This window comes from Amycolatopsis japonica (assembly GCF_000732925.1).
GTDB classification, from domain to species: Bacteria; Actinomycetota; Actinomycetes; order Mycobacteriales; family Pseudonocardiaceae; genus Amycolatopsis; species Amycolatopsis japonica.
Map to the genome: position 1 here is coordinate 5725581 of NZ_CP008953.1, position 26534 is coordinate 5752114.

Consider the following 26534-nt stretch of genomic DNA (forward strand, 5'->3'; position numbering starts at 1 on the left):
GACAGTCACATGTCCCGACGCCAGCGTAGCGGCAGTTCTCTGGATCGGTGCAGGGCGGACCACCTCGGGAATCGGTACGCGCCGCGGATGTGCTAGCTTGGCCCCGTGCAGCGCTATTTCTGGTTTACGAAGCCGGCCCCGGGTGGGCACGGCGGCGTGAACCTGCGCTGACCTCCACCCCGAGCCGGATTTCCCACCGGCTCGGCGAGTTCCCGCGGGTCGGTATCCCTTTCGAAAGGAACCAGACCCGCGATGTCTCCCTCCGCTGACACCCTGATCGCCCTCGACGGGCACCGCACGGCGGCCGTCAGCCCGCTCCTGTCGCCCGCGATGCTGCGGCACGAACATCCGATGACGGCGGAAATCGCCGATACCGTCCTAGCCGGGCGGGCCTCGGCCGTCGACATCCTCGACGGCCGGGACGACCGGCTCCTCGTCGTCGTCGGGCCCTGCTCGGTGCACGACGCGGACGCCGCGCTCGACTACGCCCGCCGTCTCGCCGCCAAGGCCGAAGAACACCGCCGCGACCTGCACATCGTCATGCGCGTCTACTTCGAGAAGCCGCGGACCACGCTCGGCTGGAAGGGCCTGATCAACGACCCCGGTCTCGACGGCACCTACGAGGTCAACCACGGTCTCCGGATGGCGCGCAAACTGCTGCTCGACATCTCCGCGCTGGGCCTGCCGGTGGGCTGCGAATTCCTCGACCCGATCACCCCGCAGTTCATCTCCGACACCGTGACCTGGGGTTCCATCGGCGCGCGGACCGCGGCGAGCCAGGTGCACCGGCAGCTGTGCAGCGCGCTGTCGATGCCGGTCGGGATCAAGAACTCGACCGAGGGCGACGTCCAGGTCGCCGTCGACGCCACCCGCGCGGCCGGCGCGAGCCACGTCTTCGCCGGGATCAACCCCGACGGGCTCGCCGCGCTCATCACCACCGCGGGCAACGAGGACTGCCACGTCATCCTGCGCGGCAGCTCCGCCGGTCCGAACTACGACCCCGCGACGGTGGCCGACACGCTGGCGCGGCTGGCGAAGTCGGGGCTGCCGGAACGCGTGATCATCGACGCGAGCCACGGCAACAGCGCGAAGGACCACGTGCGGCAGGCCGCGGTCGTCCGTGAACTCGCCGGGCGGATCGGGGCCGGTGAGCGGGGTATCGCGGGGCTGATGCTGGAGAGCTTCCTGGTGGAGGGGCGCCAGGACCTGACGCTGGGGTCGGCCGCTTCGCTGACGTACGGGCAGTCGATCACGGACGCCTGCCTCGGGTGGGAGACGACGGCCGAGCTGCTGGACACCCTCGCCGAGGCCGTAGACTCACGTCGTTGAGCCCCCCCTAGCGAACGCTAGGAACGGTCCTTTCCTCGCAAATTTCGCAAGGAAAGGACCGTTCATTGCACGGCACTCGGGCCTGCGAGGGGTGGAGCGGCTCGCGTCTCGTGTGGCGAAGGGAGCTTTCGCCGCATGGCACGCGGGGATGGCGCCCTTCACCTCGGGACGTCAGGCCGACGTCCTGGCGAAGGACTCATTCCCACCTTGCGCGGGGACGGGGCTCGGTCCTTGTGTCCCCAATGTGGCATTGGAGACGCTGAGTGTCTCCAATGCCACATTGGGGACACCGAACTCTGAGCAGCGCGAACCCGGCTCGGCTGGCGCCTGGAGCGTAGGAAAGCGGTGGCCGTGAAGGACTCCTTGAGGGACCCAGAGTCCCTCGAAGTTCCCCTCACCCGTCCGGAACCGGCAACTCCAGCCTCAGCAGTCCCAACAGCCACAACGACCGCGCGTGAAGGCCTCCTTCCCTCGGCTGAGCCGAGGGAAGGAGGCCTTCACGCGCTCCAGGGGGCCGGCCGCCTCCCTGAAGGCCCGGCACAGCGCGAGTGTCATGAAAGGGTCGTTCAGGACACGAAACGTCCTGAACGACCCTTTCCTGACATCCGGACCGGACGGCCTACCGGTGCCAGTAGGACTCGATGATCTGCCACCGCTGGAAGTTGTGCCTCGCGTCCGCCAGCGCGTCGTGCTGGTCGTCCGGGGCCGACGGCAGCTTCGGCTTGCCCGCGTCCTCCCAGCGTTGCCGCAGGTCGCGCGTGAACCGCGGCAGCTGACGCGGCAGCGCGGGCATCGGCCCCCACAGCTGTGCCAGCGCGACGTGGTCGTAGGCGGCGAACCAGGCCCACAGTTCGATCCCGCCGGGCGGTTTGCCGAAGAACTCGAGCAGATCCGTCCGGATCTTCTCGCGGCTGCGCCACGCCGGGTCGGCGGGCGACGGGAGTTTCGGGAGCACGTTGTCGCGGACCCAGGGGCCGGCCTTGCCGGGGTCGAAATCGGTCGAGACCGCGTAGAACTCGCGGCCTCTTTCGTCCACGACACCGATCGACACCAGATCGATGGTCACGCCGTCCTCAATGAATTCGGTGTCGTAGAAAAAGCGCACCGGAGAACCCTAGTGGGGCCTCAGCCGACCTTGGTGTCCGGGATACGGGCGACGTCCTGGGCGGAGGGCTGCGCGGGCACCTTGGGGCGGACTCCCGCCTCCTCGGCGGCGAGCAGTTCCTTCGCCTTGGCGGCGTAGATGTCCACGTACTCCTGGCCGGAGAGCTCCATGAGCGCGTACATGATCTCGTCGGTGATGGACCGCTCGATGAACCGGTCGCCGGCGAGGCCCTCGTAGCGCGAGAAGTCGAGCGGCTTGCCGAAGCGGATCTCGAGGCGGCGCGGCCACCACATCTTCGAGCCGATCGGGTTGACCTTGTCGGTGCCGATCATGGCGACCGGGACCACGACGCCGCCGGATTCGAGCGCGATCCGCGCGACGCCGGTCTTGCCCTTGTACAGGCGGCCGTCCGGGGAACGGGTGCCTTCGGGGTAGATGCCGAGGAGGTGTCCTTCGCGGACCAGCCGGGTCGCGGTGTCGAGCGCGGCCTGCGCGGCGTTGCCGCCGGAGCGGTCGATCGGGAACTGGCCGACGCCGGTGAAGAACCACTTCTTCAGCAGACCCTTGAAGCCCTTTTCGGTGAAATACTCCGATTTGGCCGGGAAGGTCACCTTGCGCTTGACGCGCAGCGGCATGAAGAAGGAGTCGGCCACCGCGAGGTGGTTGCCCGCCAGGATCGCGCCACCGTCGTCGGGGATGTTCTCCGCGCCGACGACTTTGGTGGGCCACAGCGCCTTGAGCAGTGGCCCGATAAACACGTGTTTCATGAGCCAGTACAGCACTGCGAAAACTCCTCCTAGCAGCTCAACCCCTGTGCCCGATGGTCAAGACTACGAATCGCGCACCCCCGGCACAACGAAGTCCACCCGGTTACCCGCACCCAGCGACGGATCTCACACCGGATCCGGCCCGATTCCGGCGGTGGCCGGGGCCCCACAAGCCGCTCCGGTCGTGCGAACATGGTAGACCTACCCAGCTCTCACGGAAGGCGATCGCATGGCCGTCCTCGCCGGCGCGGAACCGTTCGCTCACACCGGTTCGACCGAAGCAGGGTTCCTGCTGTGCCACGGATTCACCGGCACTCCCGCGAGCATGCGGCCGTGGGGCGACCATCTGGCCGAGGCCGGTTACACGGTGCGCTGCCCGCTGCTCCCCGGGCACGGGACCCGGTGGCAGGACATGAACCGGACAGGCTGGGAGGACTGGTACGGCGCGGTCCGCGAGGAGCTGCTGGCGCTCTTCTCGACCTGCGAGACGGTGTTCGTCGCCGGGATGTCGATGGGCGGGACGCTCACGCTGCGGCTGGCCGAGGAGTTCGGCGGCCGGATCGCCGGCATCGTGCTGGTGAACCCGTCGGTCATGACGCTGCGCTGGGACGCCAAGCTGCTGCCCGTCCTGTCGCGGATCCTGCCCTCGGTTCCGGGCGTGGCCAACGACATCGCGAAGCCGGGCGTGACCGAGCTGGCCTACTCGCGGACGCCCGTGCGTGCCGCGGCGAGCCTGGCGAAGCTGTGGAAACTCACCCGCGCGGATCTGGGCAAGGTGACCCAGCCGGTGCTCCTGCTCCACTCGGCCGTCGACCACATCGTCGAGCCGGTCAACTCGCGGGTGATCCTCGACGGGATCGGCAGCGACGACGTGACCGAGGTGGTGCTGGAGAACAGCTTCCACGTCGCCACCCAAGACCACGACGCAGGCCTGATCTTCACGCGTACGGTGGACTTCGCCCGGTCCGTGCGCCGGGCGGGACAGGTGGACGCCGGATGAGCAGAGGCAAGGACGGGCCGGAGGACGTCGACGCGACGTTCGCCGAGATCGTGGCCGACCTCCGTGCGGAGGGCGTCGGCCTCTTCCCGGAAGACGACCTGGAGAAACCGGCCGGGAAGACGGCGGAGAAGCCCGCCGAGAAGACGCCCCGGCCGGAACCTTCGGACGCCGAACCCGAACCGGGCTGGCGCGGCGGCGGCACCAGCTGGGACAAGACCCTGTTCGAGGATGACCCGGCCGGGTCGAGCGACGACGAGGGCCACTTCGTGCCGCCCGAGCCGCCTCCCCTGCCGCGTCCGCGCAAGGGCGCGTTCATCGTCCTGCTGTTCTTCCTGCTCGGCCTGCTGCTGCTGATCGCGCCCACCCTGATCGGCATGGGCACCCGGCTCGGCACCCCGCTCGGGATCCTCGCCCTCGCGACCGCGATCGCCCTGCTCCTGCTGCGGGTGCGTCAGGGGCCGCCGCCCGGCGCGGATCCGAACAACGGCGCCCAGGTCTGATCTGCCGGACAATTCGGAAGATGAAGATCGACTTCACTCCCTCGCGCCGGTCGACGGTCGGCGCGGAATGGGAACTCGCCCTCGTCGACCGGCGGACCGGTGAGCTCTCGTCGGTCGCGGAACAGGTGCTCGACGCCGTCCGGCCCGACGGCGAGGAGGAGCATCCGAAGATCAAGCAGGAACTGCTGCTCAACACCATCGAGGTGATCAGCGGGATCTGCGACACGATCGCCGAGGTCAAGGCCGATCTGAACGACTCACTGGACGTCGTGCACTCGGTGCTGGACCCGCTGGGCGTCGAGCTGTTCTCCGCCGGGTCGCATCCGTTCTCGACCTGGTACCAGCAGAAGGTCACGGACAAGGAGCGCTACGCCAAGCTCATCGACCGGACCCAGTGGTGGGGGCGGCAGATGCTGATCTACGGCGTCCACGTGCACGTCGGTGTCGACCACCGGGACAAGGCCCTGCCGATCCTCGACGCCCTGCTCAAGTACGCGCCGCATCTGCAAGCGCTTTCGGCGTCTTCGCCGTACTGGGGCGCGGAGGACACCGGGTACGCGTCGAACCGCGCGCTGATGTTCCAGCAGCTGCCGACGGCCGGGCTGCCGTTCCAGTTCCGGAAGTGGACCGAGCTGGAGAGCTATGTGGACGACATGTTCACCACGGGCGTGATCGACCATTTCTCCGAGATCCGCTGGGACATCCGGCCCGCCCCGCATTTCGGGACGATCGAGATGCGGGTGTGCGACGGGCTGCCGACGCTGGAGGAGGTCGGCGCGATCTCCGCGCTGACCCAATGCCTGGTCGACGACTTCAGCGCGCGTCTCGACGACGGCGAGATCCTGCCGACGCTGCCGCCGTGGCACGTCCAGGAGAACAAGTGGCGCGCGGCGCGGTACGGCGTCGACGCGATCGTCATCCTCGACGCGGCGGGCAACGAGCGGCTCGTCACCGACGACACCTACGACCTGCTGGACCGGCTCGAACCGGTGGCCCGGCGCCTGGACTGCGCCGACGAACTCCGGTCGGTGGAGACCATCCTGACCCACGGGCCCAGCTACCTGCGTCAGCGCGCGGTCGCGAAGCAGTACAACGGCAGCCTGCGCGCCGTCGTCGCTTCGCTCATCGCGGAGATGCGGGACGGGAAGATCGCGCGCCCCTGACCAGGACCGCGTTCAGAGGACTAAACGCGGGAGTCGAGGTGCCCCAGGAGGGTGCCGGGGCCGAAGGTCGAAGCGCCCAGTGCCTCGACGCGGGAACGCAGCTCCCGGTCGGCGGTGACCACGACGACGTGGTCGTCCGGGCCCGCGGCACGGGCTTCACGCGCGACGGCGACGATCGTGTCGTCGCCTTCGCCGTCGGCCTCGACGACCTCGACCCCAGGCACCGTCGCGACTCCCCGCGCCTTGCCCTCGACGACCAGCACGACCTTCGGCCACCACGACCATCCGCCGCCCCCGGGCAACGCCGCATCGGTGAGCCCGGTCTCGGACAGGGTCGCGAGCTTGTCCCGCAACCGTTCCGCGGCGCCGCGCCGGTCCCGCCACCAGCCGTCCGGCCGCGATCCGACGACGTTCGCGCCGTCGACCACCAGTACCAGCCCGCGATCCAAGTGTTCCCTCAATCCCGGCCACGCCGCCGCGAAGTCGCGATGCAGCCGGAAATCGGCGACCTCGCCCGCGTGGACCCATCGCAGTTCCGCGCTCTCCGCGCTCTTCACCCTGGCCGAAAGCGGACCGATCGGCGCGGCGAGGACCGTGGTGTAGCGCCAGTTCCCGTGGTCGACGTGCGACGCGGCCAGCGGACGGACCCGCGCGGGCGGGATGTCGGCCTCCTCGTGCGCCTCACGCGTGGCGGCCTCACGCGGGCTCTCCCCCGCCTCGACGGCGCCACCGGGCAGTGCCCAGGTCCGTCCATGGTGGACCCACCAGGCCCGCCGCTGCAGCAGGACACCGCGCGCGGGATCGGACAGCAGCAACCCGGCCGCGCCGTTCAAACCCCAGTGAAGATGCCCGAAGTCGCACTTCACGAAGCCGTTGCCGTCCTGCCGGGTCACCGCTTCAGCGTGTCACACCGATCTCGGCGCCGGGAGCCTTCGCCGCGTCGACGGCGAGTGCGGCGGCACCGACGATCGCCGAATCGTCACCGTGGTGCGCGGCCCGGATCCGCGCCAGCGGCCGGTGACCGGCGCCGGTGATCTTGTCCGCGTAGTGCTCGCGGGCCTCGTCGAGGAACAGCGGAGCCGATTCGGACACGCCGCCACCGATCACGATGAGCTCGGGATCGAAGACGTCGGCGACCAGCGCCAGCCCCTCGGCCAGCCATTTCGCCAGCTCGGTCATCGCGCGCTGGGCGATCGGGTCGCCGTCGCGGGCGGCCCCGGCGACGCGGCGGCCGGTGACCGAACCGGGGTCTCCCCTGGTCTCGCGCGCCAGCACGGTCGAACGGCCGGGATGCCGCGCGAGCAGCTCCACCGCCGTCGCCGCGAGCGCCGTCCCGCTGCAGTAGCGTTCCCAGCAGCCGTATTTCCCGCACGGGCAGGGCCTGCCGCCGGGGACGACGGTCAGGTGCCCGAGTTCCGGCGCGACGCCGTACGCGCCCCGGTAGATCTTGCCGTCGAGCAGCAGTCCCGCGCCGATCCCGGTACCGAGGGCGATCAGCGCGGCGACATGAGCGCCGCGGGCGGCCCCGAAGCGGTATTCGCCGACCGCGGCGGCGTTCACGTCGTGCTCCAGGGTCACCGGCAGGCCGACCCGCTTCTCGATGCGCTCGGCGACCGGCGCGGCACGCCAGGACAGATGCGGCGCGAACATCACCGTGCGCCGGTCCTTCGCGACGAACCCGGCGACCGCGAGCCCGACCCCGGACACGTCGTGCCGGTTACGGAGGTCTTCGACGACGCCGGCGATGGCGTCTTCGAGCGCGTCCTCCCCGCTGGGCGTCCCGACCCTGGCGGTGTCCATCAGCGAGCCGTGCTCGTCCACCACGCCGGCGCGCACACTCGTGCCCCCGACGTCCACCCCTACCGTCAGCAACTCAGTTCTCCCGGTCCGGCTGCCAAGCGTCGCGCCTGGTCACCGTGATGTGCTGGACCCGCGAAGCTCCCATCGGCACATCTTCGGCCGCGGGCTCCTTCCGCGCAGGCTGGAACCCCGGCATGTGCACGCCTGCCTCGGGTTCCCACCGGTCGGCGAGCACCGCCCGCAGCAACGCGACGAGCTGCGCGGCCTGCTCCATCAGGCGGGCCACGAACTCGGGCCGTTCCCCTCGGAAGACCCCGACGACGGCGCAGAGCGGGCACCATCCGTCGGCGTCGTGGTCGGTGCAGCCGTGCCCGGCGGAGATCAGGCCCTCCAGCCACGGCGCGGCGTGCTCGACGACCAGTTCGACCAGGAGCCGGATCTCTTCGGCCAGTTCGAGCGGCTTCGATCCGGTGTACTCGTTGTTCTCGCTCACCCGGGTCCCCGGTTCCCGGCCAGGCTCACGACCAGGCCGTGCGCGTCGGATTCCGCACCGGTGATCCGGCACGGGCGCAACATCTCCGGCAGCGCGATCAGCCGCCGGAAACCGTCCACGGTGACGGCGAGATCATCGTCCACTCTGGCCAGGTCCACTTCGGAATCGAGGTGCAAGGGCACCGCGATCCGCAGCTCGTAGCCGTCGTCCGATTCGGACACCTGCAGCAGCGGGGTCACACCTTTTTCGTTCCCCGCCAAGGGGTCCAGCCCCTGATAGAGCTCGTACGCGATTTCCTGCAACGCCTCGAGCCCCACCGGCTCGACGGCGCGATGCTCGACGGGCTTCACCTGCGTCGGCCCGAAACCCGCGTCGGCGAGTTCGGCGAGGACGGCGTTCTGCTGCGTGCGGCGGGTCCGCATCCAGGTGGCCGCGGCGCCGCGCCAGAACCCGGGCGCGGGCATGAGCCGGTTGACGATCAGGCCGTCGACCAGGATCCCGCGCAGGGCAAGGGAACTGAGGGTGCGGCGGGCTTCGGCGACGACGACGCGCTCCGGTGTCAGCACGAGCCGCACGGTGGTGGTGGCCGGATCGGTCAGCAGCGTGCGCAGCGACTCCAGATGCGCGCCGAGCCGCCGCACCGCGGCCGCCGTGCGCCGCGCGCCCGGTTTGAACATCCGCGACAGATAGCCGGAGACCGCTTCGGGCAAAGCCAGCAGCCGCAGGGTTTCCGCGGTCGGCCCGCAGTCGACGACGACCGTCTCCCAGGGACCGTGCTCGGCGAGGCGCTGGACCTCGGTGAGGGCGAGGAGCTCGTCGACGCCGGGCACCACGGTGAGCTCTTCGGCGTCGAGCGAGTCGAGACCCACTCCCGCGAGCGCGGTCTGCAGTTCCCGCCGGAGTTCGCGCCAGGTGCTGTCGACGAGGCCGCGGGTGTCGATCTGGGCGGCGTGGAGCAGCGTGTCCACTTCGGACGGTTCGCCGCCGAGCGGGCGGCCGAAGGCGTCACCGAGGGAATGCGCCGGGTCGGTCGAGACCACGAGCGTCTTCCTGCCCCGCCCGGCCAGTGCCGCCGCCGTCGCCGCGGCCAGCGTGGTCTTGCCGACACCCCCCTTGCCGGTGAACAGCAGGATCCGCATGCCTACCCTTCGACTCAGGATGCTTCAGCGCGCTTCTTGAGCTCCTTGAGCGCGGTGTCCATGACCATCTTCTCGGCCTTGCGGCGCAGCAGCCCGATCATCGGCAGCGCCAGCTCGACGGACAGCGTATACGTCACCTTGGTGCGTCCGGCGCCCAGCGCTTCGAGGGCGTAGCGGCCGTTCTGGGCCTTCTGCATCTGCCCCTTGACCAGGTGCCAGCTGACTCCGTTGCCGTCGGCGTCCCAGTCGTACTCGAGGGTGTACACGTCCTTGATGGGGCCGGCGTCGAGGGTGAGTTTCACCTGCTTGGCGCGGCCGTCGGCGTCCTCGCCGAGCACCTCGGTCTCCCGGACGGCCTTGGCCCATTCCGGGTACGCGGGAAAGTCGGCGATGACGGCCATGACCCGCTCGGGCTCGGCGTCGACCTCGATGGATTGCGTGGACTGCTCGGCCATGAACGCAGCCTAGCCGCAGCCCAGGGTCACCAGCGAAGCACGTACGGCTGTGCCGTCTCTTTGAAGTGACCGACGTTACGGCATTCGGTCCTGCCGAGCCGCGTCCGCGGGGTCAGCGGCTGGTGGACGTGCCCGAAGACCGACCAGCGCGGCCGCTGCTCGCGGATGAGGTCCACCAGCGCCGCCGAGCCGATCTCGGACCGCCGCGCGATCACGTCGTAGGTCAGTTCCGGGACGGCCGGCGGAATGTGGGTGCACAGGACGTCGACGTTCTCCAGCCCGGCGACCGCGACGTCGTACTCCTCGCGGGTGCGCAGGTACGGCCGCCAGAAGCCGTTGCGGCGCGGGACCACGTTCGGCGGGAGCAGCGCGCCGCCGATGAACCCGAAGCGCAGGCCGCCGAACTCGGCGACCTCTCCGTCGAGGACGGTGATGCCGTCGCCGGCGAATTCGGGCCACAGCGAGGGGTCGTCGACGTTGCCGGGGGTCGCGAACGTCGGCGCGGTCAGCGCGCCGAACAGGACGCCGTACTGGTCGTGGATCGCCTCGCCGACGGCGGCCGCGGGATCGGCCAAAGTGGCCCACAACGATCGCGAGAAGGCAACGGTCTCATCACGAGTGCCCTCGCGCCGCAGGCGCGCGAACTCGCCGACCTTCTCGGCGCCGAACAGCGCGCCCATGATGCCCTTGTCGTGCTCGCGGTAGTCGACGAAGTCCAGCAGGTCGCCGAGAACGATCAGCGCGTCGGCGCCGTCGCCCGCGCGTTTGAGCGCGTCGGCGTTGCCGTGCACGTCCGACACCACGTGAACCCGCATGCTCTCCCCTGTGCTCCCCGTGCCTACTGAGCCCGGGGACCGACCCCGGGCTCGCGCCCGTCCTCCAGGACCTCCTTGAGCCCGAGCGCGATCGCCTTGGCGGCACGGGCACGGCGATCGAACTCGCGGCGCAGTTCCCGCGGTGCCAGGCCGATCGGCTCCCCGTCGGGACCGGCGGGGGTGGCGCGCAGGAAGTAGTGCAGCAAGGTTCCGTCGAGCACCGGCTCGAGCCAGACCTCCATGGTACCGATCAAGGCACCGCGCACGGTCCAGCGCAATCCCTGGTCCCCACGGTCGGTGTAGACCTCCAGGACGAGGTCCGGCCAGTAACGTGACCAAGATCGCGGATCGGCGAAAGCGGCGGCCACGGTGGAGGGCGGGACCACGAGGAAGGTCTCGTCGACGATGTCGAGAGCTGGCGGCGCCTGGTTCACAGCGGCAGAATGTCATGCCCTGGGTATGGCCGATTCGTCAGCATGGTCTTAAGGTGCACGGCACGCTAAGTTGACTGGCGGGTAACACCGGTCACACCACTTGCACGCGAACACGGAGGTTCCTCGTGCGCGAATACAGCGCCCCCGCCGCCAATCCGGTGACAGACGACGAGAATCTCGCCGACGTCGTCTGGGCGAACGCGGAGCGGTTCTCCGATGTCGTGAGTTTCCGCCGCCAGGTCGACGGTACCTGGTTGGACGTCACCGCCAAAGACTTCGCCGCCCAGGTTCTGGCCGTGGCCAAGGGAATGGCCCAGGCGGGCATCGCACCGGGCGACCGGATCGGGCTCATGTCCAAGACCCGCTACGAATGGACCCTGATCGACTTCGCGATCTGGGCCGCCGGCGCGGTCACCGTCCCGATCTACGACACCTCGTCGGCCGAGCAGGTGCACTGGATCCTCTCGGACTCGGCCGCGAAGGGCGTGTTCGTCGAGACCGACGAGCACCTCGCGACGCTGGAGTCCGTGAAGGGCCGCCTCGACGGGCTCGAGCACACCTGGCAGATCGACGCCGCCGCCGTCGACCACCTCACCGAGCAGGGCGCCGAGCTGAGCGACGACGACCTGCACGAGCGCCGCCGCACGGTGAAGGCCGGCGACCTGGCCACGATCGTGTACACCTCGGGCACGACCGGCCGCCCCAAGGGCGTCGAGCTGACCCACCGGAACCTCCTCGCCGAGATCCGCGCCGACATCGCCGCGTTCCCGCAGCTGATGGAGCAGGGCAACTCGCTGCTGGTGTTCCTGCCGCTCGCGCACGTCCTCGCCCGCGCCATCGCGGTGACCGCGCTGAGCGCGCGAGTGACCCTCGGGCACACCTCGGACGTCAAGAACCTCGTCGCCGACCTCGGCACCTTCCGGCCGACGTTCGTCGTCGCCGTGCCGCGCGTGTTCGAGAAGGTCTACAACAGCGCGAAGCAGAAGGCGCACGGCGACGGCAAGGGCAAGATCTTCGACGCCGCCGAAGCCACCGCGGTCGCGTACAGCCAGGCTCAGGACACCGGCGGTGCCGGACTGGGTCTCAAGGTCAAGCACGCGCTGTTCGACAAGCTGGTGTTCAGCAAGCTCCGCGCGGCCCTCGGCGGCCGGTGCGTCGCCGCGGTGTCCGGCGGTGCCCCGCTCGGCGTGCGGCTGGCGCATTTCTTCCGCGGCATCGGCGTCCCGGTGTTCGAGGGCTACGGCCTGACCGAGACCTCCGCGGCGGCCTGCGTCGGCACGCAGGACGGGTTCCGCGTCGGCACCGTGGGCCGCCCGGTCGCCGGCACCTCGGTCCGGATCGCCGACGACGGCGAGATCCTGCTGAAGGGCGACGTCGTGTTCGGCGGCTACTTCAACAACCCCGAGGCGACCGCCGAAGCGCTGGAAGACGGCTGGTTCCACACCGGCGACCTCGGCGAACTGGACAACGACGGCTTCCTGAAGATCACCGGGCGCAAGAAGGAGATCATCGTCACGGCGGGCGGCAAGAACGTCGCCCCGTCCGGGCTCGAGGACACCATCAAGGCCAGCCCGCTGGTCAGCCAGGCGATGGTCGTCGGCGACCAGCGGCCGTTCATCGGCGCGCTGATCACCATCGACGAGGAGTACTTCCCGTCGTGGAAGTCGCAGCACGGCAAGCCTTCCGACGCGTCGGTGTCCGACCTGGCCGACGACGCCGAACTGCGCGCCGAGATCCAGACGGCCGTCGATCAGGCCAACAGCGCGGTTTCGCAGGCCGAGGCGATCAAGAAGTTCACGATCCTCTCGAAGGACTTCACCGAGGCGGGCGGGGAGATCACGCCGAGCCTGAAGCTGAAGCGCAACATCGTGAACAAGAACTACGCGACCGACATCGAGGCCCTGTACAAGAAGTAGCCTTTCGCGCGTGAAGGCCTCCTTCCCTACGCTGAGCCGGGGGAAGGAGGCCTTCACGCGCTTGGCAGGAGGGCGGGTGTTGCGAAAGTGGCTTTCGCGACGTTGAAGGTTGCGAAAGTGGCTTTCGCAACGCCCTGCCGGGCCGGTGAGCGTCCATCTTGGACAGCGGGTGTCGTGAAGGCCTCCTTCCCTACCCTCAAGGTAGTGAAGGAGGCCTTCACGGACTTCGGACCCGCCCTGGGCATGACAAGGGGCTGAAGGACGCTTTCACCGCGTGACATGCGGCGAAAGCGTCCTTCAGCCGATCTTCTCGTCCCAGTCGATGTGGTGCCGGTAAAGCCAATTCCGGTCCCGGTCGGAAGTCGTTCCCGAGGACACCGCAGCGCTGCCCGCCACCAGCTCCTCCACCCGCGCCCGCCGCAGCCGCTCATAGGCCGCGAAAGCCGTTGGCGCATCGGGAAGATCCCGCAAACACTGGGCCAGTACGACACTGTCCTCCAGCGCCATCGACGCGCCCTGCCCGGCGGCGGGCGAGGCCGCGTGCGCCGCGTCGCCGACGAGCACCATCGTCGAGTTGAACCACACCGGTGTCGACGGCACGTCGTAGGAGTGACCGCCGAACACGTCGTCGCCCGTCGACCGGATGATTTCCGCGGCGGGCAACGGTTCCCCGTCGAAGGCGGCGAAAGCGGCCGCGCGCCATTCGGCCGGTGTCAGGCCGGAGCGCACTCCCTCGGCCGTGGGAAGCCGCGCGAACCAGTACGTCGAGCCGTCGGGAGTGCTCGTGTAACCGAAGTAGGCGTGCAGGCTCTGAATCATCCGATAGAGGGAAGGCGCCTGCGGGATGTTCGTGTCGGTCGTGTAGCCGTAGACGACGTCGAGGCCCGTCGAACGCGGCGGCGGGCAGTCCGGGTCGATGATCGTCCGGACGACCGAACGCAGGCCGTCGGCGCCGATCAGGATGTCGCCTTCGGCCGCGGAACCGTCCTCGAACCGCGCGATCCCCGGCGAGGCGGAAACCAGCCGTTTCCCGCGCTCGAAGGTGATCCCGCGCGAGATCGCCTCGTCCTGCAGCGCACGGTAAAGCGACGCCCGCGTCATCGTGCGCGGACCGGCGAGGCCTTCGATATCGAAGGAACGTCGTTCGACGGTCTGCCCGTCGGGCGTCACGAGTTCCAAACCCACCGCGCCGAACGAAATGTCGATCACCGGTGCCTCGGCGCCGATCGCGCGCAGGGCGTCCATGCCGTTGTGCATGATCGTCAGGAACGCGCCCGCGTCCTCGCCGCCGGACGGATGCGCCTCGTGGACGCTCGCCTCGATCCCGGCCCGGCGCAACGCCATCGCGGTCACCGTGCCGGAGACGCCGCCGCCGATGATCACTGCTTTCACCGCGAACCCCCTCCTCGTGTCGCCGACCCCCGACGGTACCGGGAAACGGCGACACGACAGAGAGGGATCACGCGCCGCCGCTGGCGACGATGTCGCCGTTGACGCCCTTGGGGAAGAACCCGCCCTCCTTCACCGCACCCGGGTTCAGGTAGACGACGTTCAGCACCCGGTCGGCGCCGCGGCCGAAGCAGATGCCGTTGTGGTCGGTCGGCACGATGTTGGCCTGGTTGCCGAGCAGGACACCCTGGTCGTCGTCGCCGGGACCGTCGAGGGCGTCGCGCGCGTTGGAGATCTTGGCGGCCGCGTCGCCGAGTTCCCGGTCGAACAGCGCGGTCCGGATGGTGGCGGCGTGGTAGGCCTCGGCGGCCAGGATGCCGGCGGCCGCGTCGAGGAACGTCTTGTTGGTGATCAGCGGCGCGGCACCCTTGTAGGCCGTCACGCCGACGTCCTCGAACAGGAACGCCGCGAGCAGGAAGTTCTTCTCGTTGGCGAACGGGTCGAACTGCTGGTACCCGCTGATCAGCCCGGCCGCCTTGGCCGCGGCGGTGAAGCTGTCCTTGAGGTCGATCTCGGGCCGCGACACCGCGGCCTCGCCCAGCGCGCCGCGCAGGAATTTGACGTGCGCGACCTCGTCGCCCGCGATCTCCTTCGCGAACTGGTGCAGCGCCTTGTCGTGGAACATCACTTTCTTGCCACCGGAGACGCCGCCCTGAGTGCCGACGCCACCGGTGAGGTCGTCCGGCAGCCCGCGGCCGTGGACGGCGAAGGAGTAGAACTCGGCTTCGAGGTACTCCAGGTTGAGCGCGAAATTGAGAACGGCGGCGTCACTGGGAGCACCCTCGGCGGCAGCGGCGTCACCCGTGGCCGAAGCCGACGAAGTGGCCTGGACCCCGAGGTAGGTCGCGCCGACGACACCGAGCCCCGCCGCGCCCGCGGCCTTCAGGAACCGGCGGCGATCCGTGCGGTTCTCCGCGCTGCGGGAGATCAGGGTACGAACGAAGGGCTTTCCGAACACGAGTGGTTCCTCTCGTCTTTGCGGTGCACACCCACCCACTCGGACGTTCGGAACCACCCGTGACCCGGATTGGAGAAGATCTCGAAATTGTTTCTTCGTCGCCGCGGCAAGGCGCCGCGTCTGTGCGCCTAGTCCGTGAAGGCCTCCTTGAGGGACCCAGAGTCCCTCAAGGAGGCCTTCACGGACTTCCGACCAGGTTGCCTTACGGCTCCTTAGTTCTTCGTCGCCGCGGCAAGGCGGACGCAGACCGCGAGACCGCGGATGGCCTCTTCCACCTCGGCCAGCTCGGGGTACGTCGGCGCGATGCGGATGACGGCGTCCTCGGGGTCGTCGCCGTACGGGTGGGTCGCGCCGGCCGGGGTCAGGGCGATACCCGCCTCCTTGGCCAGCCGCACGACCTCCTTGGCGGTCCCCGACGGCACGGTCAGCGAGATGAAGTACCCGCCGGTCGGCTTGGTCCAGGACGCGAGGCCCGATTCGCCGAGTTCCTTGGTGAGGATCTCGTCGACGGCCGCGAACTTCGGCCCGATGAGCTCGGCGTGCTTGCGCATGTGCTCGCGGACGCCGTCCTCGTCGCGCAGGAACTGCGCGTGACGGAGCTGGTTGACCTTGTCCGGGCCGATGGTCCGCTTGCCGATGAGGCCGGTCCACCAGGCCAGGTTCGCCTCGGACGCACCGAAGAAGCCGACGCCGCCACCCGCGTAGGTGACCTTCGAGGTGGAGCCGAAGACGAACACGCGGTCGGCGTTGCCCGCCTCGGTGGCCAGCGCGAGCAGGTCGGCCAGCTGCGCCTCGTCCTCGGTGAGGTGGTGCACGGCGTAGGCGTTGTCCCAGAAGATCCGGAAGTCCGGGGCGGCCGTGGTCATCGTCGCCAGGCGGCGCACGGTGTCGTCGCTGTAGGTGACACCGGTCGGGTTGCTGTACTTCGGCACGCACCAGATGCCCTTGACCGCGGCGTCCTCGGCGACGAGACGCTCGACGACCGCCATGTCCGGGCCGGTCTCGGTGAGCGGCACCTGGATCAGCTCGATCCCGAAACGCTCGGCCAGCGCGAAGTGGCGGTCGTAGCCCGGCACGGGGCAGAGGAACTTGACGCTCGGCTCGTCGGCCCAGCGGCGCTCGGCGCCCGGCAGCTTGCTGAGGAAGGCCTGCACGATCGAGTCGTGCATGAGCTCCAGGCTGGAGTTGCCCGCGGCCAGCAGCTGGTCGGCCGGGACCTGCAGCGGCCCGGCGAAGATGCGGCGGAGTTCGGGCAGGCCCTTGAGGCCGCCGTAGTTGCGGACGTCCGTGCCGTCCTCGGCCTTGCGCACGTCTCCGGGGAGGGCGAGCAGCCCGTCGGCGAGGTCCAGCTGGCGAGGGGACGGCTTGCCGCGGGTGATGTCCAGGGAGAGGCCACGGTCGACGAGGGCCGCGTAGTCGCGGCGGGCGCTCTCGACATCGACAGGTGCAGTGGTCATGCCTAACGCTAAACCCGGCGGCGGTCCGGCGTGAGACGAGGGTGGCCCTAGGCCCGTGCGCACAAGATCCGATAACGGTTCCGGCGCGTTTTTCAGCAATCGTAACGAGGCCAAATCCCCTATTGTTGCCGCCGCCGTTCCCGCATTCTCGGTAGCACGAGGAAAAGGGGAGAAAATGGGTGCGAAGAAGTGGGCGATGGTGACGTTGGCGGCGGCGGGAACGCTGGCCGCGTGCGCGGTGCCGAATCAGGGAACGGCGATGCCCGCGGTCGCGGTGGCCGCTCCGCCGAACACGATCGTGATCCAGCCACCCGCCGTCGCGGCCCCACCGCAAACGGTTTACGTCGCACCACCCGCGACGCAGACCGTCTATCCCGCGCCGTCGGTTCCCGTGGCCCAAACGGTGATCGCGTTCTACGACGCGATCAACCGGCGTGATTTCCTCACCGCGTGGAATCTCGGTGGGCAACGGCTGGCGAAAGGCGGAACTTTCGCTTCCTGGTCCAGTGGGTACACGACGACTTCGTGGGCCGCGGTCACCGTGCGGAGCGTAAGCGGGAACACCGTGTACGTCGACCTTTCGGCCCGGCAGACCGATGGTTCGCTCCGCACTTTTTCCGGTTCCTACACCGTTTCCGGCGGCATGATCACCGCCGCGAACATGAAACGCCTCTCCTGATCACAGCGGGATGAGCTGAGAGATCTTCCATCGGCCGTCGACGCGCTGCGCGGTGACCGAAAGCTGGGAAACCGTCGACTGCGGGGCCCCGCCACCGGCGGTCATCGTCTGCTGGTCGAGGAACAGCAGCACCTCGGCCTGGTCGCCGCGCAGGGACCGGACGCCGAGCGACCGTACCGTCGTCGTGCGCACCAGCTTCCCTTCCTCGGCCCGCTTCCGGGCCGAGGCGAACTGGTCCCGGTACTGGCCGGTCGCCTCCCCGGTCAGCACGTCGGCGGCGGCCCGCTCGGTGCGCGCGAGGTTGCTGTAGTCGTAGGAGAACACGGCCTTCACCCCGGCACCGACCTGGTCCGCGACCTCGGCTGTGGCGGCCTGGTCCACCAGCGCCGCGTTGCCGTCCGAGCCCAGCGAGGACGCCTGGAGGCCGAACCACACCGCGCAGCCGCCGGCCAGGACGATGACCGCGATCAGGAACCGCGGGACACGCCCGGTCATGAGCCCGCCGCCTGGACCGCGCTGACCTTCCAGCCGTCCTCGACGCGCTGGTAGTCCACGGTCAGCCTGCTCACCTTCGGCGCGGCCGACCCGCCGCCGGTGCTGACCCGCACGTCCAGCACGGCCATCAGGCGCGCCGTCCCGGCGGCGGCGTCGAGTTCGGTGACCGCGGCCTGCTTGAGCTTGGCGGTGGCGACGGTCTTGCTCGCGGTCGCCCGGTCGATCTGGATCTGGCGGTCGCCGGTGAGGTCCTTGCCGAGCCGTCCGGTGGTGACGCCGAGCCAGCGGTCGACGTCCTTCGCGCCACTGCGGTAGTCGATCGTGTTGAGCACTTCCAGCTGGCCGGACGCGGCGGCGAGGACGGCCTCGCGCTCGCGGCCCCTGGCCAGGCCGTCGTCGCCCGCGGCGCTCCACCACGACCAGCCGAACCAGGCGGCCGCGAGGACCGCCAGCGCGGCCACGACGGTGAGGGCGCGGGTGAGCATCACTTCCCGCCCAGCAACGCGCCGAGCCCGCCGGGCGCGGATCCGGTGAGCAGGCTCAGCACCCCCGGCAGCTGGGCGGATTCCGCCGCCTGCGGGGTCTGCTTCGGCCGCTCCGGGACCGCCGGCGGCTTCCCGGCGTACGGGGCGTTCTGCGAGCCTCGCACGCCTGTGGGGCTTCCTGGCGGCTCGGCGCAGTACGCCTGGGTGTTCACCGGCGCTTCGGTGGTGTCGTTCGCGGGACGCTGTTTCGTGCCCTCGTAGCCCTTCGTGCACGAGACCGGGTCGAAGAAGTTGAACACGACGCCGAGGTGGCCGGTGCCGTCCGGCGACGTCGAGCGCGAGAACGCCGAGATGATCGGGTACGCGACCAGGAGTTCCTCGATGGCGTCGGTACGGGTGGAGGTGATCTGGGCGGTCGTGAGCGTGTTCGCGAACAGCACTCCGAGGTCGGTCCCGGACACCGCGAGCACGTCGCTGATCTGGCGGCTCAGCTTCGGTGCCTCGTCGATCACGCGCCGCAGGTCCGGGTCGGACGTCTTCAGCTGCGCGGCGATCGTCTTGAGCCCGCTGGAGAACTGCGTGATGTTGTCCGCCTGCCGCCGCTGGGTGTCCAGCACGGTCCGCGAGTTGGCGAGCAGGCCTTGGGTGTCGGGCAGGTACTGCGTCGCGGTCGCGGTGAGCGAGCCGGTGCTGTTCAGCAGCTGCCGCAGATCCGGGCCGGCGTTCGCGAACGCCTCGTAGGTCTCGTCGACGACGGTCCGCAACGATTCCGGCTTCACACTCGACACCAGTTTGTCCAAATTGGACAGCACGGTGTCCGGCGCGAGCGGGATCGAGGTCTTGTCGCGTTTGATGACCGAACCCTCGGTGAGGTACGGCCCGTTTTCGTGCATGGGCAGCAGATCGACGTACTGCTCCCCCACCGCCGACCGGTTCGCGACCGCGGCCTTGGTGTCCGCGGGGATCTTCGGCGCGCCCGAATCGATGTCGAGGCCGAGGTCGATGCCGTGTTCGGTGAGCGTCATCGACGCGACCTTGCCGACCGCGACGCCACGGTAGGAGACCTCGGCGTTGACGAAGATCCCGCCGGAGTCCACGAGCTGCGCGGTGACGAGGTAGCCGCGGGTGCCGAAGAGCCGGTCCAGCCCGGCGTAGTTGCCGCCCGCGTAGACGACCGAAACCACCGCGATGACGACGAACACCGCCAGCTGGATCCTGATCTTGCGCGTGATCACCGGCCACCTCCCAGCAGGGGCCCGAGGATTCCGCCGAGCACGCCGCCCAGCGCGTTCCCTTGAGCGGCCGGAGGAGCTTGCGGGAGATCACCGGGCAACGGCAGCACCGGCGGGGCGGCACCGTTGTTGAACGGGATCGCGCCGGGTGTGCCGGTGCCCTGGGTGCCCGGCAGCTGGATGATCGGCTGCGACGAGTTGTTCATGTTCTCCAGGAAGGTGTCCAGGTTCAGGTCGATCTTGGCCTCGACGTTCGCGTAGTCGCCCTTGATCACGTTGCCCGCGTAGTCCGGGAACGGATACGTGAGCAGGATCCGCAGCGCCGTCGGCAGATCCTGGCCCGCCTCGGTCAGCTTCTTCAGCGTGGGCTGCAACGCGCGCAGGTTCGCGACCAGCGTGTCCTTGCTCGCCTTGATCGTCTCGGTGGCGACCCCGGAAAGGGTGTTCAGCGACTGCAGCATGCCGACGAGCTGATCCCGTTGCTCGGTCACGACCTTGAGCCCCGGCGAGAGGTTGTCGAGTGCGTTGGTGAGGTTCTGCGTCTGGCCGACCAGGGTCTTGGACAGCCGGTCGAGACCGTCGATGGCGCGCAGGATCTCACCCTTGTGCCCGTCGAGTTCGGTGGCCAGCTTGTCCACCCGGGACAGCAGGGAGCGGACCTCGGCCTCGTTGCCGGTGAGCGCCTCGTTGAGTTCGTGGCTGATCTTCTGGATCTGCTCGACCCCGCCGCCGTTGAGCAGCAGGGAAAGCGCGCCGAGGACCTCTTCGACCTCGGGGTTGCGGTTCGTGCGGTCCAGCGGGATCTTCGCGCCCTCGGCGAGCGTTCCTTCGGGCTTTTCGGGGGCGTGCAGATCGACGAACTTCTCCCCCAGCAGGCTCGACTGCCGCAGCTCGGCGCGTGCGTTCGCGGGCAGCGCGATGTCGCCGTTGACCACCATGCTCACCCACGCCGAACGCGTGTCCGGCGCGAGGTCGATCTTCTCGACGCGGCCGACCGGGACGTCGTTGACCTTCACACTCGCCTGCGGCACGAGGTCCAGGACGTCGGAGAACTGCGCGGTGAGCCGGTACGGATGGTCGCCGAGATCCGCGCCGCCCGGCAACGGTGTGTTGTACAGCCCCGAAAACCCGCCGTCACTGCATCCGGCGAGCACGAGGACGCCCGCCATCACCCCGGCGATCTTCTGCCGCTGCCGCCTCATTTCGGGAGTCCTTTGGTCATGACGTCCACCAGCGGGAGAGGCAACGGCGGCAGTTCGCCGCTCTGCAGCGAGGCCAGCACCTGCGGGACCGACGGGAGTTTCAGCGTGCCGTCGAGGACGGGCGCGAGCTGTTTGCAGATGGTGCCCAGCGCGTCAGGGATCGGTTTCGGCGTGCTCGCGCTGATCAGCCGGCACACGGTCAGGATCGGCGGGTGGGTCAGTTCGTTGAGGTTGTCGCGCACCGCGATCGTGCCGGACGCGGCGTCGTAGGAGTTGATGAAGTTGGTCGCCCCGGTCGGCGCGATGTCGATCACCTCGGCGAGCGAGGCACGCTGGTCCACGAGCACCTTCGTCAGCCCGGCCAGTTTGTCCACATTGGACGAGAGCAGATCCTTGTTCTCCGCGACGAACTTCTCGACGTCGCCCATCGCCGTCGCCAGGGAGCTCAACGCGGAGCCGACGTCGGCGGAGTCCGCGGCCAGGAACCCGCTCACGTCCGCCGCCCGGCGATAGAACTCGTTGAGCTGCTTGTCGCTTTCGGCCAGCGCGCCGGTGAAGGAGTTCAGGTTCTGCACGGTGGTGAACAGGTCGCCCTTGGAGCTGTCCAAGGTCTTGGCCAGTTCGGACAGCCGCGTCACCGTGGTGTTGAGGTTCTTCCCGTTGCCGGCGAGGTTCGCCGCCGCGGTGTCGAGCACGTCGGACAGCGCGCCGTTCTTGTTGGCACCGTTGGGTCCGAGGCTGGTCGAGAGCTTGTCGAGACTCGTGTAGAGGTCGTCGAGCTCGGCGGGCGTCGCCGTCTTCTCCTTGGCGATCACCGTGTCCGTCGCCATTTCGGGGCCGCTCTCGTAGGCCGGGGTCAGCTGCACGTAGCGGTCGCTGACCAGGCTCGGCGCGACGACGACGGCGCCCGCGTCGGCCGGGATCGGCGTGTCGCCGTCGATCCGCATGTCGACCCGGACCGCCTCGCCCTGCGGGGTCACGCCGGTGATCTCCCCGACCTTCACGCCGAGCACCCGGACCGACGAACCCGCGTAGAGCCCGACGGTCTTGCCGAAATAGGCGCTGATCCGGGTCCCGCCCGGTTCCTTGAACACCAGCCACAGCCCGGCGGTCAGGAGCAGCACGAGGACGCAGGCGAACGCGACCCAGTTGTAAAGCGTGCGAGTCCGGGTGCTCATCGTCCACCCACTCCCTGGTTCGGCGCCGCGATCGGCGGGGTGCAGCCCTCCGGGTTCACCTGGAACGCGCCCGCGATGATCGTCGGCGGCAGCAGACCGCACAGGTAACCCTCGAACCAGCGTCCGTTGCCGGTCGCGTTGGCGCCGACGCGGGCGAACGGCGCCATCAGCGCGAGACTGCGGCTGAGATTGTCCTGGTTGCGCTGCAGGATGTCGGTGACCTTGCCGAGTTTCTCCAGCGTCGGCTTCAGCTGTTGCCGGTTGTCGGCGACGAGACCGGACAGCTGCGCGGAAACCTGTTGCGTGCCCTTGAGCAAGGTGCTGATCGCGTCCTTCCGGTTCTGCAGTTCGGCGAGCAGGAGATTGCCGTCGTCGAGGATCCGTTTCAGCTGCGCGTTGCGATCGGACAGCGTCTTGGACACCTTGCTCGTGTTGGCCAGCAACGCCTTCAGGTCACTGTCGCGTGAGGACACCGTCTTGGACAACGAGGAGAGGCCGCCGAGGGCGTCCTTGAGGTACTGCGGGCTGTCCTTGAGCGCGTCGGACAGGACGGTAAAACTCGTCGCCAGCTGCGCGGTGTCGATCTCGCCGACCGTGCCCGACAGCTCCTGGAACGCGTCCTGCAGTTCGAACGGCGTCCGCGTGCGGTCGAGCCCGATGGTGGTGTTCGGGTCCTGGTTCGCCTTGCCCTTCGGCGTGAGCGCGAGGAACTTCTCGCCCAGCAGCGTCTTGATCTCGATCGACGCCGCGGTCGCGTCGCCGACCCGCACGTCCTTGACGCGGAACTTCACCAGCACCTTCTTGCCCGCCAGCTCCACCGAGCTGACCTGCCCGACCTTGACCCCGGCGACCTGGACTTCGTTGTCCGGCGCCAGCCCTGCCGACTCGCCGAAGTACGCGGAGTACGTCGTCCCGCTGCCGAACAACGGGATCCGATCGGAGAAGTACGTCGTCGCCGTGATCAGCACGATCAGGATCAGCGTCACGCCGCCGACCACGGCCTGGTTGCGTTCCTTGAGCGGCTTCACGGCCCGCACCTCTCCGGTCGCTGCGTGCCGGGCAGCGGCGTGATCGGCAGTTCGATGTTGAGCGATTTGATGCCGATGCTGCCGGAGATCCCGCACAGGTAGTAGTTGAACCAGCTGCCGTAGCTCAGCGTCCTGGTGAACTTCTGCAGGTTGCCCGGCAGCACCTGCAGGAGATGGTCGAGCAGCTGTTCGGAATCGCCGAGGTTCTGCGACAGCGCGCCGAGCTGGGCGACGTCGTCTTTGATCGCCGGCCGCGCGTCGGCGAGCAGGCCGGTCGTGGCGACGGTGAGGTCGCCCAGCGCCTTGACCGCTTCCCCGATCGGCCGGCGCTGCTCGGAAAGCCCCGTGACCAGCCGCTGGGTCTGATCGATCAGCTCGCCCAGCTGTGGCGAGCGCTTCTCGACCGTGCCGAGCACGGTGTTGAGGTTCGCGATGACCTCGCCGATGATCTTGTCCTTGCCCGCGATCGCGGACGTGACCGACGCGGTGTGCGCGAGCAGGCTGGTGATCGTGCCGCCCTCGCCTTGGAAGACCTGGATGATCTCGTAGGACAGTTTGTTGACGTCCTCGGGGTTGAGCGCGCGGAAGAGCGGTTTGAACCCGTTGAAGAGGACGGTCAGGTTCAGGGCCGGTTTCGTGCGCTCGGACGGGATGACCCCGCCGCGCGGCAACGACTTCTCGTCCCCGATGTCCGTGCCGAGCGAGAGATACCGCTGCCCGACGAGGTTGCGGTACTTGATGGTCGCGGTCACCGAGGCGGGCAGCCGGTGCGAGGTCTGGACGTCGAAGTGGACCTGGGCGAAGTTCCGTTCGCCCTCCTCGACCTCGATCTTGCCGACCTGGCCGACCTTCACGCCGACGATGCGGACGTCGTCGCCTTCCTTGAGACCGGACGCGTCGGTGAACTTGGCCGTGTAGCCCGAGGTCTCGCCGAAGTTGGTGTTCGCGATGGTGGCGCCGAGGATCGCGGTGAGCAGCACGGTCACCACCGCGAAGACGAGGATCTTGATCAGATCCGGGACGAAGGACCTCATCGGGTGCCCCTCCCGTCCGAGGCTGGGCAAGCGCGTTGCGAAAGCCACTTTCGCAACGTTGAAGGTTGCGAAAGTGGCTTTCGCAACGTCTGGTGGGCGAAGGGCCCCTTCAGCCCAGCCTTGCCGCGGGGGGTCGAACGGCTCCAGCACCCGACGCGGCGGTCCGTGAAGGTCTCCTTCCCTACGCTCAAGGTAGGGAAGGAGGCCTTCACGGACCCGGACCCCACGTTCGGCACGGTCCTCATCGCAGTTCCACCTCCGCCCCGCGGTACAGCGGCCCCACCAGCAGGCTGCCCCAGTTCGGCACCTGGTCCGGCGTCGTGCCCATCGCCGGCGACACGAGCAGATCGATCAGCCGCTGCTCGTCCGGCGAGTTCACCACCGAACCACCCGCGTTCCCGCCCGCGGGAATGGTCCCGTTCGAGGGCAGGGTGCCGTCGGGATCGCGCGGCGGCGCGGGTTTCGACGATCCGTCGTCGATGGCGCCGTCCGGCGGGTACTGCGGCCAGCGGCCCGGCGGCGGGAGCTCCGGATAGCACCGGGGGCCGCGTTTGTCGTTGTACTTCGGCTCGTCGACGCCCGGCAGGTACTTGCCCCGGCTCGGCGTGAACTCGATCGTCACCCGGCTGACCTCGGGATGCGCGGTGCCCTTGCCGAACGCGAGTTCCGCGCGCGGCACCGATCCGGCGAGCTGTTTGAGCAGGCACGGGTACTCCGGCGAGTATTTCGCGAGGACGTCCAAAGTGGGCTGCAGGTTGGTGGTGAGGCGGATCAGGTTGTCCTGATTGACTTTCAGGAAACTCGTCAGATCGATCGAGGCCGCGGTCACCGTCGAGTAGACGTCGGCGAGCCCGCGCTGGCTCTCGACCAGGGTCTTGCTCGTGGTGGTCAGATCCGACAACGCGGCCAGCAGATCCGGCGCGGCCTTGTCGTAGATCGCGGCGGCGTCGGCGACTCCGGTGATGTCGGCCTTGAGATCCGGCAAAGACGGATTCACTTTGCCCAGATATTCCGAAAGTCCCGCCATCGTCGCGCCGAGCTGCTTGCCCTGACCGTCCAAAGCGGACGCGACGGCGTTGAGCGTGCTGGCCATCTTCTCCGGCTGGACGGCCTGCAGCAACGGCATCACGTTGCCGAGCACGGTTTCCAGCTCGATCGCGCTGCTGCTGCGGTCCTGCGGGATGACGTCGCCCTCGGCGATGTGCCGATCCGGCTTCTCGGGTACCTGCAAGGCGACATACCGCTCGCCGAACAACGTCTTCGGCAGCAGCCGCGCGGACACGTTGGACGGGATGACCGGCGTCTTGTCCGGCTGCAGCGCCAGATCCATCGTCGCGCGATCGCCGTGGGCCTGGATCGCGCGGACCTCGCCGACGACCATTCCCCGCACCTTGACGTCCGCGCCCTCGCGCATCTGGTTGCCGATGCGGTCGGTCTCCAGTTTCACCAGGGTCACCGAAGTGAAGGCCTTCTGGTAGAAGGCGATGGTGGTGACGAAGAACAGCACGACCACCACGAGGAAGATCAGCCCCAGCACCTGGTGCCGGAGCCGCTGCAGCAGCATCCTCCTGTTCACCCGGAAATCCTCACTGTCGTGGTGGCGCCCCAGATCGCCAGGCTCAGGAAGAAGTCGAGCACCGAGATCAGCACGATCGACGTCCGCACCGCGCGGCCGACCGCGACGCCGACCCCGGCGGGCCCACCGCTGGCGGTATAGCCGTAGTAGCAATGGGACAGGATGACGAGCACGCTGAAGATGATCACCTTGAGGAACGACCAGAGCACGTCCTCGGGCGGCAGGAACAGCGTGAAGTAATGGTCGTAGGTGCCCGCGGACTGGCCGTAGAGCCAGATGGTGATCTGCCGCGAGGCGAGATAGGACGAAAGCAGCCCGACGGCGTACAGCGGGATCACCGCGGCGACGCCGGCGATCACCCGCGTCGTCACCAGGTACGGCATGCTCGGCACGCCCATCACTTCGAGCGCGTCGATCTCCTCGGAGATCTTCATCGCGCCCAGTTGCGCGGTGAACCCACAGCCGACGGTGGCCGAAAGCGCGAGCCCGGCCGAAAGCGGCGCGACCTCGCGGGTGTTGAAGTAGGCCGAGATGAACCCGGTCAGCGCGGCCGTGCCGAGCTGGTTCAGCGCCGAATAACCCTGCAGGCCGACGATGAGACCGGTGAACAGCGTCATCCCGATCATCACGCCTAGCGTCCCGCCGATCACCGCGAGCGCGCCCGTGCCGAAGCTGACTTCGGTCAGCAGGCGGAAGATCTCGCGGCCGTAGCGCCGGATCGTGCGCGGGGTCCAGGCCAGCGCGCGGAAGTAGAACGAAAGCTGGCCGCCGAAGCCTTCCAGCATCGCGCCGGGACGCGCGATGATCTCGAGCGTCCGGTCGGAAACAGCGGGTTCGCCTGCCAT

The 26534-nt window shown here is 68.9% G+C and carries 27 protein-coding genes; 6 read left to right on the forward strand and 21 right to left on the reverse strand.

Annotated features, from left to right (window positions below; genetic code table 11):
• Positions 1 to 252 precede the first annotated feature (252 nt).
• On the forward strand, positions 253 to 1329 hold the full coding sequence (locus AJAP_RS26375) for a 3-deoxy-7-phosphoheptulonate synthase (protein ID WP_038516160.1): 1077 nt from the start codon (positions 253 to 255) through the stop codon (positions 1327 to 1329).
• A 619-nt stretch (positions 1330 to 1948) separates the two neighbouring features.
• Here the strand turns inward: AJAP_RS26375 and AJAP_RS26380 are convergent.
• Both AJAP_RS26380 and AJAP_RS26385 read right to left on the reverse strand, forming a co-directional pair.
• A complete protein-coding gene (locus AJAP_RS26380) occupies positions 1949 to 2434 on the reverse strand; it encodes a polyadenylate-specific 3'-exoribonuclease AS (RefSeq protein WP_038516163.1) in 486 nt (161 codons plus the stop codon).
• A 20-nt stretch (positions 2435 to 2454) separates the two neighbouring features.
• Positions 2455 to 3216, reverse strand: a complete 762-nt coding sequence (locus tag AJAP_RS26385) for a lysophospholipid acyltransferase family protein (RefSeq protein WP_016332794.1) — start codon at positions 3214 to 3216, stop codon at positions 2455 to 2457.
• Positions 3217 to 3430: 214 nt separating this feature from the next.
• On the opposite strand from AJAP_RS26385, the gene AJAP_RS26390 reads away from it, so the two are divergent.
• From AJAP_RS26390 to AJAP_RS26400, 3 genes are read left to right on the forward strand one after another with little or no spacing between them, the layout of a single operon-like run.
• Positions 3431 to 4201 carry an alpha/beta hydrolase gene (locus AJAP_RS26390; RefSeq protein ID WP_038516166.1) on the forward strand — a complete coding sequence of 257 codons (771 nt, stop codon included), beginning with the start codon at positions 3431 to 3433 and terminating at the stop codon, positions 4199 to 4201.
• Positions 4198 to 4701: a hypothetical protein gene (locus AJAP_RS26395; protein ID WP_038516169.1), complete on the forward strand. Its 504-nt coding sequence runs from the start codon at positions 4198 to 4200 to the stop codon at positions 4699 to 4701. Before AJAP_RS26390 ends, AJAP_RS26395 begins: the two co-directional genes overlap by 4 nt.
• A 20-nt stretch (positions 4702 to 4721) precedes the next feature.
• Positions 4722 to 5864: a glutamate--cysteine ligase gene (locus AJAP_RS26400; RefSeq protein ID WP_038516172.1), complete on the forward strand. Its 1143-nt coding sequence runs from the start codon at positions 4722 to 4724 to the stop codon at positions 5862 to 5864.
• 20 nt (positions 5865 to 5884) lie between these two features.
• On the opposite strand, the gene AJAP_RS26405 is transcribed toward AJAP_RS26400, so the two are convergent.
• Genes AJAP_RS26405 through AJAP_RS26435 form a run of 7 tightly spaced genes read right to left on the reverse strand, consistent with a single transcriptional unit; the run spans position 5885 to position 11000 of the window.
• The gene (locus AJAP_RS26405) at positions 5885 to 6757 is read right to left on the reverse strand and encodes an NUDIX domain-containing protein (protein WP_038516175.1); all 873 of its coding nucleotides are present in this window, start codon (positions 6755 to 6757) and stop codon (positions 5885 to 5887) included.
• Between the two features lie 4 nt (positions 6758 to 6761).
• The gene (locus AJAP_RS26410; protein WP_038516178.1) at positions 6762 to 7721 is read right to left on the reverse strand and encodes an ROK family protein; all 960 of its coding nucleotides are present in this window, start codon (positions 7719 to 7721) and stop codon (positions 6762 to 6764) included.
• A 16-nt stretch (positions 7722 to 7737) separates the two neighbouring features.
• On the reverse strand, positions 7738 to 8157 hold the full coding sequence (locus tag AJAP_RS26415) for a hypothetical protein (RefSeq protein WP_038516181.1): 420 nt from the start codon (positions 8155 to 8157) through the stop codon (positions 7738 to 7740).
• Entirely contained in the window at positions 8154 to 9296 is a 1143-nt protein-coding gene (locus AJAP_RS26420) for an ArsA family ATPase (RefSeq protein WP_038516184.1), read from the reverse strand. The genes AJAP_RS26415 and AJAP_RS26420 overlap by 4 nt, the downstream gene beginning before the upstream one ends.
• A gap of 14 nt (positions 9297 to 9310) precedes the next feature.
• On the reverse strand, positions 9311 to 9751 hold the full coding sequence (locus tag AJAP_RS26425; protein ID WP_037343373.1) for an SRPBCC family protein: 441 nt from the start codon (positions 9749 to 9751) through the stop codon (positions 9311 to 9313).
• Positions 9752 to 9777: 26 nt separating this feature from the next.
• Positions 9778 to 10566 carry a metallophosphoesterase family protein gene (locus AJAP_RS26430; RefSeq protein WP_038516186.1) on the reverse strand — a complete coding sequence of 263 codons (789 nt, stop codon included), beginning with the start codon at positions 10564 to 10566 and terminating at the stop codon, positions 9778 to 9780.
• A 23-nt stretch (positions 10567 to 10589) separates the two neighbouring features.
• Positions 10590 to 11000 (reverse strand): hypothetical protein, encoded by a 411-nt coding sequence (locus AJAP_RS26435; RefSeq protein ID WP_038516189.1) that lies wholly within the window; start codon positions 10998 to 11000, stop codon positions 10590 to 10592.
• A gap of 125 nt (positions 11001 to 11125) precedes the next feature.
• Here AJAP_RS26435 and AJAP_RS26440 point away from each other — a divergent pair, with 125 nt between their 5' ends.
• Entirely contained in the window at positions 11126 to 12916 is a 1791-nt protein-coding gene (locus AJAP_RS26440) for an AMP-dependent synthetase/ligase (protein WP_038516192.1), read from the forward strand.
• A gap of 297 nt (positions 12917 to 13213) precedes the next feature.
• Here the strand turns inward: AJAP_RS26440 and AJAP_RS26445 are convergent, their stop codons facing one another.
• The 3 genes from AJAP_RS26445 to AJAP_RS26455 all read right to left on the reverse strand — a co-directional run bounded on the left by AJAP_RS26445 (position 13214) and on the right by AJAP_RS26455 (position 16780).
• Positions 13214 to 14308 carry an FAD-dependent oxidoreductase gene (locus tag AJAP_RS26445; RefSeq protein ID WP_038516195.1) on the reverse strand — a complete coding sequence of 365 codons (1095 nt, stop codon included), beginning with the start codon at positions 14306 to 14308 and terminating at the stop codon, positions 13214 to 13216.
• A 67-nt stretch (positions 14309 to 14375) separates the two neighbouring features.
• Positions 14376 to 15323, reverse strand: coding sequence for a ferritin-like domain-containing protein (locus AJAP_RS26450; protein WP_038516198.1), 948 nt, complete (start codon positions 15321 to 15323; stop codon positions 14376 to 14378).
• A gap of 212 nt (positions 15324 to 15535) precedes the next feature.
• The gene (locus AJAP_RS26455; RefSeq protein ID WP_038516201.1) at positions 15536 to 16780 is read right to left on the reverse strand and encodes an aminotransferase class I/II-fold pyridoxal phosphate-dependent enzyme; all 1245 of its coding nucleotides are present in this window, start codon (positions 16778 to 16780) and stop codon (positions 15536 to 15538) included.
• Between the two features lie 175 nt (positions 16781 to 16955).
• On the opposite strand from AJAP_RS26455, the gene AJAP_RS26460 reads away from it, so the two are divergent.
• Positions 16956 to 17459, forward strand: a complete 504-nt coding sequence (locus AJAP_RS26460; RefSeq protein ID WP_038516204.1) for a hypothetical protein — start codon at positions 16956 to 16958, stop codon at positions 17457 to 17459.
• On the opposite strand, the gene AJAP_RS26465 is transcribed toward AJAP_RS26460, so the two are convergent.
• The 9 genes from AJAP_RS26465 to AJAP_RS26505 all read right to left on the reverse strand — a co-directional run bounded on the left by AJAP_RS26465 (position 17460) and on the right by AJAP_RS26505 (position 26534).
• Positions 17460 to 17954 carry a hypothetical protein gene (locus AJAP_RS26465; RefSeq protein ID WP_038516207.1) on the reverse strand — a complete coding sequence of 165 codons (495 nt, stop codon included), beginning with the start codon at positions 17952 to 17954 and terminating at the stop codon, positions 17460 to 17462. It abuts the gene before it with no gap.
• Positions 17951 to 18439: a hypothetical protein gene (locus tag AJAP_RS26470; protein WP_038516211.1), complete on the reverse strand. Its 489-nt coding sequence runs from the start codon at positions 18437 to 18439 to the stop codon at positions 17951 to 17953. Before AJAP_RS26470 ends, AJAP_RS26465 begins: the two co-directional genes overlap by 4 nt.
• Positions 18439 to 19674: an MCE family protein gene (locus AJAP_RS26475; protein WP_038516214.1), complete on the reverse strand. Its 1236-nt coding sequence runs from the start codon at positions 19672 to 19674 to the stop codon at positions 18439 to 18441. Before AJAP_RS26475 ends, AJAP_RS26470 begins: the two co-directional genes overlap by 1 nt.
• Positions 19671 to 20873 carry an MCE family protein gene (locus AJAP_RS26480; protein WP_038516217.1) on the reverse strand — a complete coding sequence of 401 codons (1203 nt, stop codon included), beginning with the start codon at positions 20871 to 20873 and terminating at the stop codon, positions 19671 to 19673. The genes AJAP_RS26475 and AJAP_RS26480 overlap by 4 nt, the downstream gene beginning before the upstream one ends.
• Entirely contained in the window at positions 20870 to 22051 is a 1182-nt protein-coding gene (locus tag AJAP_RS26485) for an MCE family protein (protein ID WP_038516220.1), read from the reverse strand. The genes AJAP_RS26480 and AJAP_RS26485 overlap by 4 nt, the downstream gene beginning before the upstream one ends.
• Positions 22048 to 23079 carry an MCE family protein gene (locus AJAP_RS26490; RefSeq protein ID WP_037343494.1) on the reverse strand — a complete coding sequence of 344 codons (1032 nt, stop codon included), beginning with the start codon at positions 23077 to 23079 and terminating at the stop codon, positions 22048 to 22050. The genes AJAP_RS26485 and AJAP_RS26490 overlap by 4 nt, the downstream gene beginning before the upstream one ends.
• Positions 23076 to 24113, reverse strand: coding sequence for an MCE family protein (locus tag AJAP_RS26495; protein WP_038516222.1), 1038 nt, complete (start codon positions 24111 to 24113; stop codon positions 23076 to 23078). The genes AJAP_RS26490 and AJAP_RS26495 overlap by 4 nt, the downstream gene beginning before the upstream one ends.
• Before the next feature lie 241 nt (positions 24114 to 24354).
• Positions 24355 to 25677 (reverse strand): MCE family protein, encoded by a 1323-nt coding sequence (locus tag AJAP_RS26500; protein WP_038523890.1) that lies wholly within the window; start codon positions 25675 to 25677, stop codon positions 24355 to 24357.
• An 8-nt stretch (positions 25678 to 25685) separates the two neighbouring features.
• Positions 25686 to 26534 (reverse strand): MlaE family ABC transporter permease, encoded by an 849-nt coding sequence (locus AJAP_RS26505; RefSeq protein WP_038516225.1) that lies wholly within the window; start codon positions 26532 to 26534, stop codon positions 25686 to 25688.

Coding starts and splice junctions, on each gene's coding strand:
- AJAP_RS26430 (WP_038516186.1), bottom strand. CDS start 10,566: ATGCGGGTTCACGTGGTGTCGGACGTGCACGGCAACGCCGACGCGCTC.
- AJAP_RS26395 (WP_038516169.1), top strand. CDS start 4,198: ATGAGCAGAGGCAAGGACGGGCCGGAGGACGTCGACGCGACGTTCGCC.
- AJAP_RS26505 (WP_038516225.1), bottom strand. CDS start 26,534: ATGGCAGGCGAACCCGCTGTTTCCGACCGGACGCTCGAGATCATCGCG.
- AJAP_RS26500 (WP_038523890.1), bottom strand. CDS start 25,677: ATGCTGCTGCAGCGGCTCCGGCACCAGGTGCTGGGGCTGATCTTCCTC.
- AJAP_RS26455 (WP_038516201.1), bottom strand. CDS start 16,780: ATGACCACTGCACCTGTCGATGTCGAGAGCGCCCGCCGCGACTACGCG.
- AJAP_RS26420 (WP_038516184.1), bottom strand. CDS start 9,296: ATGCGGATCCTGCTGTTCACCGGCAAGGGGGGTGTCGGCAAGACCACG.
- AJAP_RS26465 (WP_038516207.1), bottom strand. CDS start 17,954: ATGACCGGGCGTGTCCCGCGGTTCCTGATCGCGGTCATCGTCCTGGCC.
- AJAP_RS26470 (WP_038516211.1), bottom strand. CDS start 18,439: ATGCTCACCCGCGCCCTCACCGTCGTGGCCGCGCTGGCGGTCCTCGCG.
- AJAP_RS26460 (WP_038516204.1), top strand. CDS start 16,956: ATGGGTGCGAAGAAGTGGGCGATGGTGACGTTGGCGGCGGCGGGAACG.
- AJAP_RS26495 (WP_038516222.1), bottom strand. CDS start 24,113: ATGAGGTCCTTCGTCCCGGATCTGATCAAGATCCTCGTCTTCGCGGTG.
- AJAP_RS26375 (WP_038516160.1), top strand. CDS start 253: ATGTCTCCCTCCGCTGACACCCTGATCGCCCTCGACGGGCACCGCACG.
- AJAP_RS26390 (WP_038516166.1), top strand. CDS start 3,431: ATGGCCGTCCTCGCCGGCGCGGAACCGTTCGCTCACACCGGTTCGACC.
- AJAP_RS26425 (WP_037343373.1), bottom strand. CDS start 9,751: ATGGCCGAGCAGTCCACGCAATCCATCGAGGTCGACGCCGAGCCCGAG.
- AJAP_RS26400 (WP_038516172.1), top strand. CDS start 4,722: ATGAAGATCGACTTCACTCCCTCGCGCCGGTCGACGGTCGGCGCGGAA.
- AJAP_RS26480 (WP_038516217.1), bottom strand. CDS start 20,873: ATGAGGCGGCAGCGGCAGAAGATCGCCGGGGTGATGGCGGGCGTCCTC.
- AJAP_RS26485 (WP_038516220.1), bottom strand. CDS start 22,051: ATGAGCACCCGGACTCGCACGCTTTACAACTGGGTCGCGTTCGCCTGC.